This is a genomic window from Pedococcus sp. P2_A3 (assembly GCF_056405035.1).
On the sequence record NZ_JBFUCW010000005.1, the window covers coordinates 57227 to 73839 of the forward strand.

Here is a 16613-nt window from a genome sequence, read left to right on the forward strand (position 1 = left end):
TTGGTGCAGGTCAGGTGCCGTGTGGCGCACGGTCCAGAGGGTGTGACGGGTGCGTTGTCAGTGGCCTCTGATGTGCTTGGGGCATGAACACAGCGTATGGCCTTCGAACGTCTGTGCCAAACATGTGTTCGACGCGTGTCTTGATCCGTTCGAACATGCGTGCTAGAAATCACCTAGGCAGTTGTTCGCACACCCGTTCGACCAACTCGACAGACCACGCGGTTCACGCCGCGCCACTGAACGCCACGATGGAGGACCAGATGAGTGCAGCAGTCGCTTGGGACGTCGCCCCCGCTCCGGTGCGGGTTCCCGTTCGCCCGGCTCGACCGCAGCTGGTCTCGGTCCCCACCGGGGCAGCCGTGGCCGCGCTGCCGACCCGCCCGCTGCGCATCACCCGCACCGGCCGGCTGGCCCTCACCCTCACCGTCGTCGTGGCTGCGGTCGCCCTGGCGGTCGCCCTCTTCTCCGGAGGCGCGTCCGCCACCGTGATCGACCACTCGACCACGGTCCGGTCCGGCCAGACCCTCTCCGAGATCGCGACCCAGCAGCTCCCGCAGCTGTCGATGGCCGAGGCCGTCGCCCAGATCCAGATCGCCAACGACCTGACCGGCAGCGACATCCACGCAGGTCAGACCCTGCTGATCCCCGCGGTGGGGTGACGTCCGCCCAGCGAGTGAGGGTCGGTCCCTCCGTGGGATCCGGTAACTACTTGGGCACCGTGCCGAGCTGGCGCTCGACATAGGGCGCGAGCAGGGTGGCGTACTCGATGCTCAGGTGCGACATGTCGCGGTAGACGATGACGTTGCCGATCCGGCCAAAGCAGTTTTTGGCGTCGCAGAACTGTGGCGTCAGGTCGATCACGGTGACCTTCGGGTTGGCCAAGGACCGTGCCGTCGAGAACTCGAGGTCCTCAGGGAGCGCATCTGCCCGGGGTACTTCGCAGTCGCTCGCGCCGTCACGTGACTGCGCGATGCAGGTGGGGATGTTGCGCCCTCCCGTCGACGGGACGTCGCGGATCACGTGGATCCGCTTCCCGGCGTCGATGAACTGCTTCCAGACCGCCTTGTAACCATCAGGGCCGGGGTCACCCAGGTTGCCGCCCGGAGCGTTCGTCCATGCGTAGTCGCTGCTGAACGAGGTCACGAAGACGTCGGTGATCTGGCGGTTGGCCAACACCTCTCGGGTGGCTGCCCGGTTGAATTCCTCGCAGGCCAGCTGACGGTCGTCCGCCGTTTCCTTGGCGAGCACCCGTCGGGCCGTGGTCGCGGGGCAGGACCCCTTCGTCGCCGCGATGACGTCCCACCCCAGTTGCTTGCCCAGCGCGTCCATCAGCGGGGTGAGCGCGCCGGCATGGGAGTCGCCGAGCAGCGCCACCGTGCGCTGCGGATTCTTCTGTTCGCCGAGGTGGCAGGTCTTGAGCGCCGAGGCGGCCAGCGTTTGCTGGCAGCGGGCGAAGATGTCGTTCTTGAGCTGTTGCGCCACCACCTCCGGCGGCACCACGAGGTCGCCGTCACCCGCGACGCTGCGACACCCGTTCGCAGGGTCCAGCGCCGCCGGCCCGAGGCACGTGGCCCCTGCAGCGAGCTGGGCGTCCGCGGCCGCGGCCGCCGTGGCCTCGCGGTGCTGCAGCTCGGCATTGATGCCAACGGTGGACGTGACCAGGACGAGCATGCCGGCAGCGGCGAAGGCGAAGGCCCGCCAGGGTGCCGCGGCGAGCAGGGGCCGCGTGCGCAGCGGGTCCTCGACGAAGGTCTTGCTGAGCCACGCCAGGACGACCGTGACCGCGAGGAGCGCGAGCTTCTCGTGCCAGTTCAGGCGGTGGCCGGTGGCGTAGGGGGTCAGGACGATCAACGGCCAGTGGATCAGGTAGATCGAGTAGGAGATGTCACCGATGAAGCGTGCGGGTCGCAGCGAGAGCCACCAGCCGGCCGTGCTGGCGGCCCCGCGTCCGGCGAGGATGATCGCGACCGTGCCCAGCACCGGCACGAGGGCGATCCACCCCGGGAAGGCGCTGCGTTCGGTGTAGGCGAACCCCGACGCCACGACGGCGACGACTCCGAGCCACCCGAGCACCTGCGCCTTGCGTCCCGTGATGGCCATCGTGACCAGTCCCGTGATCGCGCCCGCGGCGAACTCCCAGGTGCGGGTGAAGGTGCTCATGTAGGCAAATGGCTGGTCCTGCGCAGTGCTGATCGTCGACCACACGAGCGAGCCTGCCGCCAGCACGGCGAGCCCACCCATGAGGATGCGTCGCTGCTGGTCCGAGGTCGCCGGGGCGCCAGCCGCGCTGCGCCGCCGCACCCACCGCTGCAACGCGAGCAGGCCGACGATGAGCAGCGGCCAGACCGCGTAGAACTGCTCCTCGACCGACAGCGACCAGTAGTGCTGGGCCACGGTCGGGACGTTGTCGAGGGCCATGTAGTCGACCGAGTCGAACGCCAGGGCCCAGTTCTGGACGTAGAGGGCGCTGGCCCCCAGCTGCCGCGCGGAGGGCTGCCACACGGTGGCCGGGGCCCACAGCAGCACGCCGACGGCAGACAGGGCGAGCACGAGCAGCGACGCGGGCAGCAGTCGCCGGATGCGTCGGGCCCAGAAGCGGGTGACCCGCAGGGTGCCGGTCTGCGCGATCTCGCGGTAGATGTGGGAGGTGATGAGGTAGCCGGAGATCACGAAGAACACGTCGACGCCGACGTACCCGCCGCTCAGGCGCAGCGGCCACAGGTGGAAGAGCACTACGAGGCCGACGGCGACAGCACGCAGTCCTTGGATCTCGGGCCGGTAGGCGTCACTCCTGCCCGCGCTGGGAGCAGGCGGGGTGGGTGCTGCGGAGGGCTGGGTCCGGGGGAGGTACTGGGTGGCGCTCGACGACGAAGAGGGCGGCTGGCTCGTGCTCATGTGGGCCACGACTTTAGCAGCGGGTCACCGCTCGGCCCGCCTCGCGCGCCGTGCCGGGTGACCCATCTCACCGGCCCACAGATGGGGCGTTCCCTCGTTCTCGACGTAGGACAGGTCGCGTCCCAGGAAGCCGGCGAGCCGTTGCGCGGCGGCCCGCACCTGCGCTCGCCCCTGCGTCGTGACGCCGGGGGCGAGTCGCGTCTCCACCTCGACCACCTCGGATCGCACCGTCCGCTTCCAGAGCCCGACGTTCTCGGCGTCGAGCACGACCCAGGCCCAGAACGGGTCGGTGTGCGCGGCATACGGGTGGTGGGGCGCGGACGGGAACCTCACCTGCGGATAGCTGAGCACCACCTCGTCATAGGTGGGGAAGAGGTATGCCGCCGGGGCGGCTGGGCTGCGCCGACGCACCTGCGCCGGGTCGAACCAGTGCGGGAGGCCGTCGACCTCCACCTCCTCGAGCTCGTCGCCGATCTCGGCCAACGCGGTCTTGGTGTCGGCGATCGTCAGGGTCGCCCAGCGGGTGAAGTCCTTGATGGTGGTCGGCCCGTGGCCGGCCACGAAGCGCCGGACGAGCTCGACCACGGCCTCCTCGCGGGTGCGCGTCGGGGTCGGCGGCACGACCTCGTCGACGAGTGCGTAGGAGTGGTGCACGCCCTTCATCGGCCCCGAGCAGACCAGACCCCTCAGCTCGGCGACCAGGAGCAGGTGACCGAGCTGCTCACCCGGCTTGATGGGGGAGCGGCGAGTGGTGAACTCGTCGTTGAGCTCGGGTCGGGTGCGAAAGCTCTTGTCGCGCAGCAGCTCGGTCAGCAGGCTCAAGCCGCCATCGAGTCGGCGTGGGTCGTCGAGCCCGAGCTGTCGGTGTCGGCCGGCCATGCCCGACAGCACCCGGCGCGAGGTGAGGTCGAGGATCCAGCGCAGGTCCTCGGGCGCGACGAAGTGCCAGGTCGGGCGCAGGATGTGGGTGCGCAGGAAGGCGCCGGAGTCGAACTCCCGATGCACCGCGGCATACGTGTCCTTGCGGGTGCGCAGCCCCAGCGAGAAGAAGGCGTGGTCGCGCTCCTGGCTCTGCACGCAGGTGAGCAGGCGCACCGCGTCGACGGCCCGCGGCAGGGGAGCGGACGACAGCCGCTGCGTCGCGAGGCGCTGGGCGAGGACGCGGGAGGAGTCCATGCCGTCATCCTCTCGAAGACCGCCGACAGGTGCGCGACCATGGGGAGATGGAGCAGACCACGACCGTCGAGATCGCCGCACCGCCCGAGCGCGTGTGGGAGGTGATGGCCGATGTGGAGCGCTGGTCGGAGTGGACCGACACGGTCACCTGGGTGCGTCGGCTCGACGAGGGGCCCCTGCGGGCCGGCTCGCGGGCGAAGATCAACCAGCCGAAGCTGCCGGAGACGGACTACGTCGTGACCGAGCTCGAGCCGGGGCGAGGGTTCACGTGGGTGGCCACCCGACCCGGGATGCTGACCACCGCGCGGCACACCATCGAGCCCGTGGCGGGAGGCGGCTGCCGGGTGCGGCTGACGGTCGAACAGGCGGGCTGGCTCGGCTCGCTGATGGGGCGGTTCTACCGCGGGCTCACCGACCGCTACCTCGCCACCGAGGCGGCCGGCCTGAAGGCGTGGTGCGAAGGGCACCGATGAGTTCGGTCGGGCCCCAGGGTCGGTATGGCTGACAAGCACGTCACGCACGAGCAAGCCAGCGACGAGGAGGCAGCGATGACCAAGGTGTGCGCGAGCATCACGACATCGGTGGACGGCTACATCACCGGACCTGATGACCGCCCCGGCCAAGGGCTCGGCGAGGGCGGCGAGCGGCTGCACTACTGGGTCTTCGGGGGCCCGTGGTCCTACGCCACCGAGGCACGCTCCGAGCCCGGAGCCGGCCTCGGTGCGGTCGAGCAGGAGTGGATGGACGCCGCCCTCGCGAGGCTCGGCGCCTGCGTCGCGGGCCGGAACATGTATGAGGCGGCCGGCCACTGGGGTGACGAGAACCCGTGGGACGTCCCGACCTTCATCGTCACCCACCGGCCGCAGGAGCAGCCGGAGGGCGACGAGTTCATCTTCGTCGACGGCGTGGTCGAGGCCATCGAACAGGCCAGGGCCGTCGCGGGTGACAAGGACGTCAGCCTGGGTGGCGGCGCAGACATCATCCGCCAGGCGCTGGCCGCCGGACTGGTCGACGAGCTGAGCATCATCGTGGCCCCGGTGATCCTCGGCCGCGGCAAGCTGCTGTTCGAGGGGTTCGACCACGACATCGAGCTCACCCCCAAGGGCGTCCGGCAGTCACCGCTGGCGACCTTCATCGACTACGAGGTCGCCAAGCCCTGACCGCCCACCCGCCCCACTCCTGGCCACCGGTGTGGCACGGGGGTGGGGAAAGCGGCTCCTGTGCGACATCGGTGGCCACGAGTGCGCGGTCGGTGGGCGCTGCCTACCTCAGGTCGCGCCGCATCACGAGCCGCGGCAGCTTGCTGGCCACGGCGTGCGTCGTGCCGACGACCGTGAAGCCGTTCCGCTCGAACATCGCCCGCGTCCCGACGAACGCCATGGTGAGGTCCATCCGCGAGTCACCGGGGTCGACCGGGTGGGCCTCGACGGCGGGCGCGCCGTTCGCCGCGGCATACGCCACGGCTCCGTCGATGAGGTGGGCGGTGACGCCGCGCCTGCGGAAGCCGGACCGCACCACGACGCAGACGATGCTCCAGACCGGCAGGTCGTCGACGGGCCGCATCAGCTTCGACTGCGCGAGCCGGGGGATCTCCGAGCGCGGGCCGATGTTGCACCAGCCGACCGGGTGGCCGTCGAGGTAGGTGACGACGCCGGGCGGGTGCTCGCGCTCGCAGAGGGCCCGCATGGCCCTCTCGCGGGCGTGCGGTCCGGTGCCGCCGAGCTCGGTGATCTCCTTGGCCTGGAGGCGGTGCGACAGGCACCAGCAGTGCGTCGGTCGACGGTTCCTGTTGATGACGTCGGCGAAGTCCTCGAACCGGTCGGGCGTCACCGGGTGCGTCTCCCAGCTCGGCTCAGTGGCGCTCATGGCCCCACCTTGGCAGCCCTTCCGGACACCCGCTGTCCGGTATGCCGCGTGGCCACCTCTCGACGCACCTCGCCACCGCGCCGGTCGCGAGCCTGCCGTCAGCCGACCCGGGCCATCGCCGGGTCGTCGTCACCGCCGTGGGGCTCCTCAGCGCTCGCGTCAGGGCGTGCCACCGACTCGGTGGCGACCGTCTCGCCGGCCACCGTCTCGTCGACGACCGTCTCGTCGACGACCGTCTCGCCGGCACCCGCGTCGTCGTCGCCGACTCCGTCCGCACCCCTGTCGTTGGCGTCCACGTCGCCGGCGCCCACGGGGGACTCGGGCACCCGGCTGGCGGCCGCGACCTTGCGCCGCCTCCGGCGCCGGACCAGCAGCGCCACCCCCGCGCCCAGGAGCAGCACCACGACGATGATGCCGCCGCCGATCCGGGTCGACCAGGTGCTGCGCGACGCGGCCGAGTCGAGCGCCCGGTCTGCCGCCTTGGCGTCACCCTTGACGATGGCCGCGCGGGCGTCCGCCAGCGGCTCGGTGGGACTGAGCACCAGTTGTCCCAACCGCGCGAGGGGGTTGGGGGAGGCATGGTCGTCCCGCAGCTGCACGTACCGTCCGGCTCCCGTGGTGAAAGCCGCGAGCTGGGCGGCGACGGCGGGGTACTCGGCCACCTCGTCGGCCCCTTCGTACGCATGGCGGACCGCATCGACGGAGAGTCCCGATCGGCTTGAGGCCTGTTGTGCCGCAACGGCTTTCGCCGCGAGGTCCCCAGTGCGCGCCAGCTCGCGCTGGGCACTGGTGAAGTCCCAGTCGTACATCGCGGCCCGCACCCCGCGCGGCTGCGCCCACGCACCGTCGGCGCTGTCGTGGGCGGCATACGTGGTGCGGGTCGCGGCGCGCTGGGCGATCGCGGCGGCGTCGTCCTTGCCCACGACCCACTGGGTCATCAGCGCCTTGGTCGAGCGGTTGCCGCCCGCGACCTCGAAGGCGTCGTAGGCCTGCTTCCACGTGGTGGGGTGCGTGGCCACGCTCCGGTCGCCGGGGGTGTCGTAGATGGAGTGGCTCGAGGTGAGCATGCGGACGACGTCGGTCCGCTTCGAGGCGGCGCTGCCGGCCATCAGGAAGTGGACGGCGCGCCACGACGCGGGGTAGCCGTACTCCTCGGCGGCGGTCGCCCTGGACGAGTCGTAGAGCCACGCGTTGAGCTTGAAGGCGCCCTTCTGGGTCGGGCGGACGACGGGGTGGGTGGTGTCCTTGGCCTTGAGCGCCGCGGTGGCCTGGGTGGCCAGCTCCTGGGCGAGGCCCTCGACGAGCCAGCGCTCGTCGAGGTGGTCGGTGTCGGCCCAGGCATGGGCTAGCTCGTGGGCGAGCAGCGAGTGGTCGAGGGTCTCGTTCACCGTGATGCCGGTCTTCGTGTACTGGCCGTCCCAGCCGTACACCTGCGCGCTGTAGTCCTCGGTGATGGTCGTGCCCGCGTCGGGCCAGGGCTGGCCGGTGAGCTTCTCGAGCGCGTGGACCGTCGTGGGCAGCCGGTCGCTGACGAACTTCTCCCAGACCTTGTCGCCGGGGAAGGCCTGCACGGTGAACGTCGCCTTGTCGACGGCGACCTTGCGCGTCGTGGCCTGGGAGATGTCGCGCATCGACAGCCCGGCCGCCAGCCCGCCGCTGCCGCCTCCGGAGATGGTGGCGATGCGGGTGTCACCGTGGGTGACCTCGGTGTAGGTCTCGCCGAGGTCGAGGGTCATCCACCGCGGTGACTCGATGTCGATCGTGGCCTTGCCCGCGTCGCCCGGTGAGTAGGCGTCGATGGCGACGTAGCCCGGGCCGACCCGGCCAGTGGTCTTCGACCGGGGAGGAGCCCCCTTGACGATGTAGGTCACCGTGATGGTGCGCGTCTGCCCGTACAGCAGCTGGCTGGGGAAGGAGATCTCTGCGAACGTGAAGCCGGCGCGGGTCGAGACGTGGGTCGACAGGGTGTCACCCCGCGACGTGGCCTTCAGCCCGGTCGCGCCGTTCGGCAGCCACAGCGCATAGCCGCTCCAGTACGTGTAGCGGCCACCGGAGGACGGCACTTTGTTCGTCACCGTCACGGTCGTCGTCACGCGCACGGGGGCGCCGTCGTCCGAGACGACGTAGCGGGTGTGTCCCTTCTCGGCCAGCCCGCTGTCGGCGGCGGCCGGGGTCGCGCAGACCATTGCCGCGGTGCCGCCGACGACCGCCGATGCGAGCACAGCGGCGCCGACTCTGCCCCCGAGATTCATGCGCGAGATTATGACCCGCGGAGGCGGGGGAGTGGGGCGAAATCAGGCGAACTGACCTCGGGCCGTTGGTCGGTCGCGTGGGCAGCCGTGAAACGGGCCGAGTGAGCGCCAACCCCCCTCTTCGACGCCTGCCATGAGTCGGCTGGCGCTCACTCAGGTCTGGGTCAGCGGGCCAGGTAGCCGCCGTCGATGGGGTAGTAGGTGCCGGTCGCGAACGACGCGCCGTCGCTGGCGAGCCAGGCCACCAGCTCGGCGACCTCCTCGGGCTCGCCGATGCGCTGCAGCGCGTGCTGCGTGGCGAGGAAGTCGAGCACCGACTGGTCGAGGTGCTGGTCGAGCAGGGGAGTCCGGATGAACCCGGGGCCGACCGCGTTGATGCGGATGCCGTCTGCGGCGTGCTCCCACGCGGCAGCCTGGGTCATCCCCACGACGCCGTGCTTGGCCGCCGTGTAGGCGCTCGCCGTCGCGAAGCCGACCGCACCGAGGATCGAGGCCATGTTGATGATCGACCCGCCACGGCCGCCGGCCTTCATGGCGCGGATCGCGGCCCGCTGGGTGAAGAACACACCGTCGAGGTTGATGCCGATCACCTTGTGCCAGGCCTCGTCGGTGTAGTCGCCACTGGCCAGGGCCTCGCCGCCGATGCCGGCGTTGCAGACCGCGACGTTGACGTGCCCGAGGTGGGTGACGGCGTCGTCCATGGCGCGGTCGACCGCTGCCGAGTCGCTGACGTCGACGACGGCGCTGTGCACCTTGCACTCGAAGGCGTCGAGCTCCTTGACGACGACGTCCAGCGCACCCTGGTCGAGGTCCCAGATCGAGATGTCGGCTCCCGAGCGCGCGAGGGTGTGGGCGCAGGACCGGCCGATGCCGGAGGCGCCGCCGGTGATGACGGCAACCTTCCCGCCGAGTCCGTAGTTGTTCATGGTGTTCCTTCCTGAGGGTTCCGTGAGGGTGCCTCCACCCTCGGCCGCCCCCAGGCGCGCGAGTAGGGTCCAAGGGCCCGGTATCGCATCGGCGCAGGTCAGCAGTGGTACCGATCAGGAGGCTCACGTGCTCGAGGCAGGGTTCTGGGGGTTCGTCGGTGGGTTCGCGCTGCTCATCGGCGCGGCGGCGGGGATCTGGCTCCCGACGTCGAAGCGCGTCATCGGCTGGGTCATGGCGATCGGCTCCGGCGTGCTGGTCAGCGCGCTCACCTTCGAGCTGGCCGGTGAGGCCTACGACAAGGCCGGGGGAGTCTCGACCGTGCTCGGGCTGCTGGCGGGGTCGGTGGTGTTCTTCCTCGGCGACTGGTGGATCGACAGCCGCGGTGGCCACCGTCGCAAGAGCCCGAGCGGTCCACAGGCGGGGGCGGCTGGGTCCGCGCTCGCGCTCGGCGCGCTGCTCGACGGCATACCGGAGTCTGCGGCGATCGGCGTGAGCACGATCGGCGGTGGAGGTGTGGGCATCGCGGTCGTGGCCGCGGTGTTCCTCTCGAACATCCCCGAGGGTCTGTCGTCGTCGGCAGGGATGCGGTCGGCCGGGCACACCGCCCGCTTCATCATGGGCATGTGGCTGGCGGTCGCGGCAGCCTCGACCGTGGCCGCCGCGCTCGGCCGGGTGCTGCTCGACGGGGCCGACCCGACCGTCGTCGCCACCATCCAGGCGTTCGCCGCCGGCGCCATCCTCACGATGCTCGCCGACACGATGGTGCCCGAGGCCGTGGAGCACGCGGGACGCCTCGTGGGGCTGCTCACCGTGGTCGGGTTCAGCGCCGCGTTCCTGCTCTCCATGGCCTGAGCTCGCCTGCCGGGCCCCGCTGCCCGTCGGTGGGCCGGTTTCCGGCCGTGTGCCTGCGGATGAGGTCAGTGAGTGCCATCCTCGGGGGAGACGATGTCCCGTGGTGACGTGTCCCCGATGGGGGTGGCCGATGCTCGTGGTGCTGCAGGTGGCGTACGTCGCCGCGGGGCTGGTGCTCGTCGCCCACGCGATCCTCCAGGTCGACCTGCTGCGGGCGGCCCGGCGGGCGTCGGTCCGGACACCCGGGTCGGCGAGCCTGCGGGACGCGCCGTTCGTGGTCGTGCAGCTGCCGGTCTTCAACGAGCCCGCGGTCGTCGTGCGGCTGCTCGACGCGGTGGCGGCGATCGACTACCCGCCGGGTCGGTGGCGGGTGCAGGTGCTCGACGACTCCACCGACGAGACGCCGAGCCTCGTGCAGGACTGGCTCACGGAGACCGCGGCGTCGCGGACGGTGCCCGTCGAGCACCTGCGTCGTCCCGATCGTCAGGGCTTCAAGGCGGGAGCGCTGGCGGCAGCCTTGGAGAGGTCCGAGGATGCCGACTTCGTGGCGGTCCTCGACGCGGATTTCGTTCCGGGACAAGACTTCCTGCGCGCCGCCCTCGCTGACGTCACGCCAGAGGTTGCCGTCATCCAAGGCCGGTGGGCCCACCTCAACGCCGATGAGTCATGGGTGACCCGAGCCCAGGCAGCCATGCTGGACAACCACTTCCGCGTGGAGCAGGCCGGCCGGCTGGCGCTCGGTGCCTTCGGTGCGTTCAACGGCTCCGGTGGACTGATCCGGGTCGCGGCGCTCACCGAGGTGGGTGGGTGGAGCTCGGCGTCACTCACCGAGGACTTTGACCTCAGCCTGCGTCTCCAGCTGGCCGGGTGGCGAGTGCGGTATGCCGGCTCGCTCGCCCTTCCCGCCGAGCTGCCGAGCAGCCCGAGCGCGCTGCGCATCCAGCAGCACCGCTGGATGCGCGGGGTCGCGCAGAACACCCGTGGCTTCCTGCCGTCGGTGCTGCGCGCCGGCCAGCCCTGGCGGCAACGAGCGCACGCGCTCGGCCAGGTGGCGGAGACGGCCACCTTCGTGGCGCTCGCGACCGAGGTGGTGCTGGCACCGGTCATGGCCGCGGCGGCCGCACCGGGGTGCTCAGCGGTGGTCGCCGCCAACGTCCCGATGGCCCTCACCTTCGCCTTGCTGGTGCCGGTCTACGGCTACTCGGGCCACGAACCGGGAGAGGGCCCCACGGCCCTGGGGCGGTTGCGGAGGTTCGGCGAGTTCGTCCTCCTCTCGGGGGGACTCACGCTCCACAACGCGGTGGCCGTGGTCGCTGGGTGGCTGCAGGTACCGTCCGGTTTCGAGCGGACGCCCAAGGCCGGCTCGCCGCGGCCCTCGGCGGCCACCGGGCCGGAGCCCTCGCGGTCAGAGCCGGCCGACCAGCCGGGGGTGACGCTTCGGCCAGCAGCGGGGCGACTGCGTCCCCGGACCCTGGCCGAGGCCGGTCTGGGCCTCGTCGTCGTGGCCGGCTGCCTCGGGGTGGTGGTCCGCGAGCCCGGCCACGCGGCATACCTGTGGCCGGTGCTGGCGTGGGCCGCGGGCGCCGGCTCGCTTGCGCTCACTTCCCCCCGGAAGGGTGGAGAACCGGCCCGTCTCATCCATTTGCATCATGCGCGCCCGCGTGGGGTCCAGTCACACTAAACGGAGGCAGACGACCCGTACCAAAGGGGAACGACATGTCGACGCTCTTCAACTTCGTCACCGTCCGCAACCCGCGCACCCCGACCAAGGACGAGATCGGGAGCGGCTTCATCCGCTACGACGAGAACGTCGATGCCACGCTCATGAAAGCCGCGGTCACGGCCCGGGCCAAAGGCAACAGCACGGTGCGCCGGGAGCTGCTGAAGGCCCAGAGCCAGCCCGGGGTGTGGGCGGACGAGTCGGCCATGACCGCCGACCTGCCGGCCCTGACCGCCTTCGCCCACTGGCTCTCGCACCACGCCGACACACTCACGTGGAACCAGCTTGCCAAGCAGCGCAAGGCTTTCGAGGTCGCCGTGGGCACGGAGGTGCTCGCCTCGCTGTGGGACAACCTTGCAGTGCTGACGTATGCCGGGGGGTCACCGGACGTGCGCGAACTCGTCGTCTGGGCGCTGCGCGCCAGCCACCTGCTGGCGTGGGACGGCAAGACCGACGACGACGACCTCGCCCGGCGCATGGCCCTGGCCACCCCGCTCTTCCCGACCGCGTTGCACGGCCCGACGCCCTTGGAGAAGGTCGTCGACGAGGCACCGGAGCCGGGGGCAGGAGACGGCGAGGGTGGCGCGCGCGCAGGAGCCGGGGCTGGCCCGCAGGCCACGGTGCGGTTGCGCAACCTCGAGGACGCCCACGCCGAGCTCACCCGACACCTCGCGGACGCCCGCGACGAGGTGAGGTCGCGCAGCGTCACCCCTCCCTACGTGCCGGTGATCGGGCCCGGCGGGTGCGCCGAGGAGCCACCGCCCGAGTCCCGGGAGCCGGTCGCACCCGAGCGGTTTACCTTGTCGAAGGACCACCTCGACTCGCTGTCGGAGGGCGCCCGTGCGGTGTTCGACGAGCTCGGGATCACGGAGGGTCAGGGGCTGACCGCTGCACTGTCCAAGATCGTCGGCGAGGCCGAGGTGGTGGGCGCGCAGGTCGCCCAGGCCGGCGCCGCAGGACAACGCGTGACGCAGGTCGGGGGCGCGTTCCTGGTGCAGGCGATGACCTCGCGCGACGCCGGGGCGGACCGTGAGACGCGCCAGATGATGGACCAGCGGACGATGCACGCCTACGCCACCTTCTGGGGTGACAAGTACGGCACGAGCGACGCCCCGGAGGACAAGCGCTGTCGGGTGCGCCCGTTGGGGATCGGTGACTTCCGCAGGGTCGAGCAACGGATCTGCTGCAACGTGCCCGGCGAGGTGGCCCACATCGAGAACGTCATGGAGGGCGAGACCAAGGAGCGCACGACCGAGCACAAAACCACCGTCGAGACCTTCACGTCGACCATCTCTGAGGAGGAGCGGACGACCGAGCGCGACAGCCAGACGACCGACCGCTTCGAGATGGAGAAGGAGGTCAACCGCGCGATGGAGGCCGACCTGTCCGTCGACATCGGGGTCAACGTCGCCGCGCAGTACGGGCCGGTGAAGATCACCGCCGACACCAAGTTCGCGACGTCGCTGTCCACCAAGGAGTCCGACAAGCAGGCCACGCGCTACGCCAAAGAGGTCACCGACAAGACGCTGGAGCGGGTCGTCACCAAGGTCCGCGAGGAGCGGTCGACCCGCACCATCGAGGAGTTCACCGAGACCAACCTGCACCGCTTGCAGGCCGTCGACCACCACGTCGTGGGGCTGTACCGCTGGGTGGAGAAGAAGTACGAGGCCAAGGTCGTCAACTACGGCAAGCGGCTGATGTTCGAGTTCCTCGTCCCCGAGCCGGCGGCGTTCCACCTCTACGCCATGACCGAGAACGCCACCGACGCTACCGCCGGGCTGGTCAAGCCGATCGACCCGCGCTCTCAGGACACGGTCGCTGCGTTCAGCCGTCCGCCGATCACGTCGCACAACGACATCACCGAGGCCAACTACGCCTTCTGGGCCGCGACCTACGACGCGGTCGTCGAGCCGCCACCGGCGCTGCGGGTGACGACGAGCAAGTCGTACAGCCGGGCCGACATGGACCAGAACGTGCAGTTCGCCGACTCCAAGACCGACCTGGCGATGCCGGCCGGGTTCGAGGCCGACCGCTTCAACGCGTTCTTCGGGCTGCACTCCGAGACGCACGACGGCGGACCCAACTGGGTCACCATCGCCGTGGGTCGCCAGTCGCGGTTCGCCACGACCGGGGCGGGCTTCAGCGGCTTCCTCAACGGCGAGGACGACGTCGTGCCGGTGACCGTGATGGGCCGGACCCGGATGTACGGCATCAACGTCGAGGTCGAGTGCACGCGCACCGCGCGCTCGGTGGTGCAGTGGCAGCAGAAGACCTACCGCGCCATCCTCGACGGGTATGCCGCGAAGCTGGGTGCGTACAACACCGCCCTCGCGGAGGCGAAGTCGCAGGCGGGCGTCCAGATCCGGGGCAGCAACCCGCTGTTCAACCGGCAGACCGAGAGCGAGGAGCTCGAGAAGGGCTGCCTGCGGCTGCTCACCAGCTGCACCCACCTGCCCTCCGACGCGGTGCAGCCGGGGGAGTTCGGCTACCCCGAGTTCGACTGCTGCCAGGCGCTGCGGGACGGCTCGATCGTGCAGTTCTTCGAGCAGCTCTTCGAGTGGCGGCTGATGACCTACGCCTTCTACCCCTACTTCTGGGGTCGGAAGAAGAACTGGGTCGAGATCTACCACGTGGACGACGTCGACCCGTTGTTCATGTCGTTCCTCAAGGCCGGGTTCGCCCGCGTCGTCGTGCCGGTGCGTCCGGGCTACGAGGGTGCGGCGCTGCGCTACCTCGCCGACGGCACGATCTGGGACGGCGGGAGCGCGCCGGGGATCGACGACCCGATGTACGTGGCCATCGAGAACGACCTCAAGGAGCCGGTCAGCACGGTCGACCCCTCGATCGAGCCGTGGGAGATCACCGTGCCGACCAGCCTGACCGTGCTGCAGTGCGAGTCGGGCTGCGTGCCCGGGACGGGTCTGCCGTGCCCCTGCCAGGACGAGGCTGCCGGCCACGACGGGGACCACGACGACCACGTAGACAATGGCTGACCTGACCGATGGGCGACATCTCGACGCACGCGGAGATCACCGAGCACGTCGCGTCGGAGGCCGCCGCCAGCATCCCGCCGACCGCGATCCCGGTTGACGACTACACCTACGTCGAGCTGGGCAACTTCCTCACCGACGTGTCGCAGTTCCGCGACCCGGTCGCGTTCCACGCGGCGCGCGACAAGGCGCACGCCCGGGCGCTCGCGCAGTCGGGACTGACCGACACCTTCGGGGGCAAGGAGTGGGTGAAGGAGGTCTTCGGCCAGCACTCCGGTCCGGTGCACGGTGCCCTCCCGGAGATGTTCCGGATGCTCATGCAGGCGTTCGCGCACGAGCTGTTCGACGACGACGGCCTGCCCCGCCTGGGCGGTGCCCTCGGGCTGCTGCCCGGTGGGGCGAGGCCGGCCCTCATCCCGGCCCACGGCATACCCCCGGCACGGGTGGACGCTGTGCTGGCCGCGCACTACACGCAGTACTTCCCCCACGAGCACCTCGACTTCCCGCCAACCCGCGACCTGGTGCACCACCGCACGGTGCGAATCTTCATGCGGCAGAGCCGTGGCTTGATCGGCTACCTCGAGTGGTTCCTGCAGTACATCTCGGAGGAGCTGAGCAAGCTCGAGTTCGACTGGGTCACCGCACGGGCCGGGCCGTTCCCGGCAGACCGGCGGCAGGACTTCCTGGTGCGGCTCGGGCACCTGCTGCACCCCGTGGAGGACTACTTCTTCCACAGCAACCTGCTCGAGCTGTGGCAGTGGGCGGACGTGCGGGCGGCGCACCCGTCGGCCGTTCCCACCGTGCCCGCCGACCTGCGGACCCTGGTCGACGACAGCCTGCGCGGCACCGCGCTCAGCCCGTCCTCGGTGCGCTACCGACGGCGCTTCCACCGGCGGATCCGCTACCCGGTCTACGACACCCAGACGGCGCTCTCGCCCTCCACGTCCGACGACGGGACCGCCCTGATCTTCACGGGTGGCTTCGGGCCGACCGACGTGTGGCACACCCTCGGCGGGGCGCTGGAGGCCATCGAGGGCAAGCTCGCGCTGCTGCCCCCGCGCCTCGACCCGCGGACCACCCCGCTCGTGCTGATCCGCCTCCTGCTGAGCCAGACCGCGCGCCGCGACATGGTGAGCAAGAACAACTCCGACGCCCTGTGGCACCAGCACCGCACGCAGCTCCAGGCGGGCGACTACCGCACCGCGGTGGCGAGCTGGGTGAGCAGCGGCCTGCTCTGCCCCCACGCCGGCGCCGAGCTCGACCGGGCGTTCGCCCACGACCTCGCGGTCAGCAACCGGCACTCGGGGTGGGTCTTCGACTTCCCCGGGCCGGGGTCGGTGCTGGTCCTCATGCTCGACGAGATGCAGCGTGAGCGCGACGCCGCCCACGGCGCCGAGACCAGGCTCGACACGTCGTCGACGTCGATGTACGACCTGGCCTCGACCAACGGGTGCACCATCGAGGCGGTCGGCACCCACTCGCTGATGTCGAAGGACTCGCGCGACAAGGAGCCGATGCGGCCCGAGGCGGTGGCCTTCGCCAAGCACGCGTCGGCCAGCGTCGCCAAGCTGATGCTCGACCGGGTCTACTCGACGACGCCCATCACTGAGGGGCTCGACTGGGACACGCTGCTGCGGTTCTACGTGAGGGGCGCGCCCACGTCGCCGATCAGCGGGCCGTGGGAGAGCGAGCTGCTCCAGGGCGTGCACGGCGGCGGCACCTACAGCCAGCCCCACGTGACGGCCGTGTCGCAGCAGCCCCTCTACGGCCTGCTCGGGCCGACCCTCGACCCGGCCAAGCTGGCCGCGAGGCGGGCCGGGCACACCAAGGACGACCTCGAGGCGTACTACCGGACCTTCGAGTCCGACCTGCGCTGACCCCATCACGGGCTGCAGCGATGAAGCCGGGCGTCGACCTGTCTGCCCTCGACTGAAC

At 70.7% G+C, this 16613-nt stretch carries 12 protein-coding genes; 7 read left to right on the forward strand and 5 right to left on the reverse strand.

Going from position 1 to position 16613, the window contains the following annotated elements; genetic code table 11:
- Positions 1-260: 260 nt before the first annotated feature.
- Positions 261-659 carry a LysM peptidoglycan-binding domain-containing protein gene (locus AC1DX8_RS05640; protein ID WP_477628936.1) on the forward strand — a complete coding sequence of 133 codons (399 nt, stop codon included), beginning with the start codon at positions 261-263 and terminating at the stop codon, positions 657-659.
- Positions 660-705: 46 nt separating this feature from the next.
- Here the strand turns inward: AC1DX8_RS05640 and AC1DX8_RS05645 are convergent, their stop codons facing one another.
- Entirely contained in the window at positions 706-2895 is a 2190-nt protein-coding gene (locus AC1DX8_RS05645) for an acyltransferase family protein (protein ID WP_477628937.1), read from the reverse strand.
- A gap of 24 nt (positions 2896-2919) precedes the next feature.
- The gene (locus AC1DX8_RS05650) at positions 2920-4071 is read right to left on the reverse strand and encodes a winged helix DNA-binding domain-containing protein (RefSeq protein WP_477628938.1); all 1152 of its coding nucleotides are present in this window, start codon (positions 4069-4071) and stop codon (positions 2920-2922) included.
- A gap of 47 nt (positions 4072-4118) precedes the next feature.
- Here AC1DX8_RS05650 and AC1DX8_RS05655 point away from each other — a divergent pair, with 47 nt between their 5' ends.
- The gene (locus AC1DX8_RS05655; RefSeq protein ID WP_477628939.1) at positions 4119-4544 is read left to right on the forward strand and encodes an SRPBCC family protein; all 426 of its coding nucleotides are present in this window, start codon (positions 4119-4121) and stop codon (positions 4542-4544) included.
- Positions 4545-4568: 24 nt separating this feature from the next.
- Positions 4569-5231 (forward strand): dihydrofolate reductase family protein, encoded by a 663-nt coding sequence (locus AC1DX8_RS05660; protein ID WP_477628940.1) that lies wholly within the window; start codon positions 4569-4571, stop codon positions 5229-5231.
- 103 nt (positions 5232-5334) lie between these two features.
- Here AC1DX8_RS05660 and AC1DX8_RS05665 read toward each other — a convergent pair whose 3' ends face one another.
- From AC1DX8_RS05665 to AC1DX8_RS05675, 3 genes are all read right to left on the reverse strand, one after another.
- On the reverse strand, positions 5335-5937 hold the full coding sequence (locus tag AC1DX8_RS05665; RefSeq protein WP_477628941.1) for a GNAT family N-acetyltransferase: 603 nt from the start codon (positions 5935-5937) through the stop codon (positions 5335-5337).
- Positions 5938-6035: 98 nt separating this feature from the next.
- Positions 6036-8189, reverse strand: a complete 2154-nt coding sequence (locus AC1DX8_RS05670; protein WP_477628942.1) for a hypothetical protein — start codon at positions 8187-8189, stop codon at positions 6036-6038.
- A 164-nt stretch (positions 8190-8353) separates the two neighbouring features.
- A complete protein-coding gene (locus AC1DX8_RS05675; RefSeq protein ID WP_477628943.1) occupies positions 8354-9115 on the reverse strand; it encodes an SDR family NAD(P)-dependent oxidoreductase in 762 nt (253 codons plus the stop codon).
- A 127-nt stretch (positions 9116-9242) separates the two neighbouring features.
- On the opposite strand from AC1DX8_RS05675, the gene AC1DX8_RS05680 reads away from it, so the two are divergent.
- From AC1DX8_RS05680 to AC1DX8_RS05695, 4 genes are all read left to right on the forward strand, one after another.
- Positions 9243-9968 carry a ZIP family metal transporter gene (locus AC1DX8_RS05680; protein WP_477628944.1) on the forward strand — a complete coding sequence of 242 codons (726 nt, stop codon included), beginning with the start codon at positions 9243-9245 and terminating at the stop codon, positions 9966-9968.
- 103 nt (positions 9969-10071) lie between these two features.
- Complete coding sequence (locus AC1DX8_RS05685) at positions 10072-11649, forward strand: glycosyltransferase family 2 protein (RefSeq protein WP_477628945.1); 1578 nt, start codon at positions 10072-10074, stop codon at positions 11647-11649.
- 35 nt (positions 11650-11684) lie between these two features.
- On the forward strand, positions 11685-14681 hold the full coding sequence (locus AC1DX8_RS05690; protein WP_477628946.1) for a hypothetical protein: 2997 nt from the start codon (positions 11685-11687) through the stop codon (positions 14679-14681).
- Between the two features lie 8 nt (positions 14682-14689).
- Positions 14690-16555 (forward strand): hypothetical protein, encoded by a 1866-nt coding sequence (locus AC1DX8_RS05695; RefSeq protein WP_477628947.1) that lies wholly within the window; start codon positions 14690-14692, stop codon positions 16553-16555.
- The last annotated feature ends 58 nt before the right edge of the window (positions 16556-16613 follow it).

Excerpts from the sequence above, each read along its gene's own strand:
- AC1DX8_RS05650 (WP_477628938.1), bottom strand. The coding sequence starts at position 4,071 with ATGGACTCCTCCCGCGTCCTCGCCCAGCGCCTCGCGACGCAGCGGCTG.
- AC1DX8_RS05695 (WP_477628947.1), top strand. The coding sequence starts at position 14,690 with ATGGGCGACATCTCGACGCACGCGGAGATCACCGAGCACGTCGCGTCG.
- AC1DX8_RS05665 (WP_477628941.1), bottom strand. The coding sequence starts at position 5,937 with ATGAGCGCCACTGAGCCGAGCTGGGAGACGCACCCGGTGACGCCCGAC.
- AC1DX8_RS05645 (WP_477628937.1), bottom strand. The coding sequence starts at position 2,895 with ATGAGCACGAGCCAGCCGCCCTCTTCGTCGTCGAGCGCCACCCAGTAC.
- AC1DX8_RS05660 (WP_477628940.1), top strand. The coding sequence starts at position 4,569 with ATGGCTGACAAGCACGTCACGCACGAGCAAGCCAGCGACGAGGAGGCA.
- AC1DX8_RS05670 (WP_477628942.1), bottom strand. The coding sequence starts at position 8,189 with ATGAATCTCGGGGGCAGAGTCGGCGCCGCTGTGCTCGCATCGGCGGTC.
- AC1DX8_RS05675 (WP_477628943.1), bottom strand. The coding sequence starts at position 9,115 with ATGAACAACTACGGACTCGGCGGGAAGGTTGCCGTCATCACCGGCGGC.
- AC1DX8_RS05655 (WP_477628939.1), top strand. The coding sequence starts at position 4,119 with ATGGAGCAGACCACGACCGTCGAGATCGCCGCACCGCCCGAGCGCGTG.
- AC1DX8_RS05690 (WP_477628946.1), top strand. The coding sequence starts at position 11,685 with ATGTCGACGCTCTTCAACTTCGTCACCGTCCGCAACCCGCGCACCCCG.
- AC1DX8_RS05640 (WP_477628936.1), top strand. The coding sequence starts at position 261 with ATGAGTGCAGCAGTCGCTTGGGACGTCGCCCCCGCTCCGGTGCGGGTT.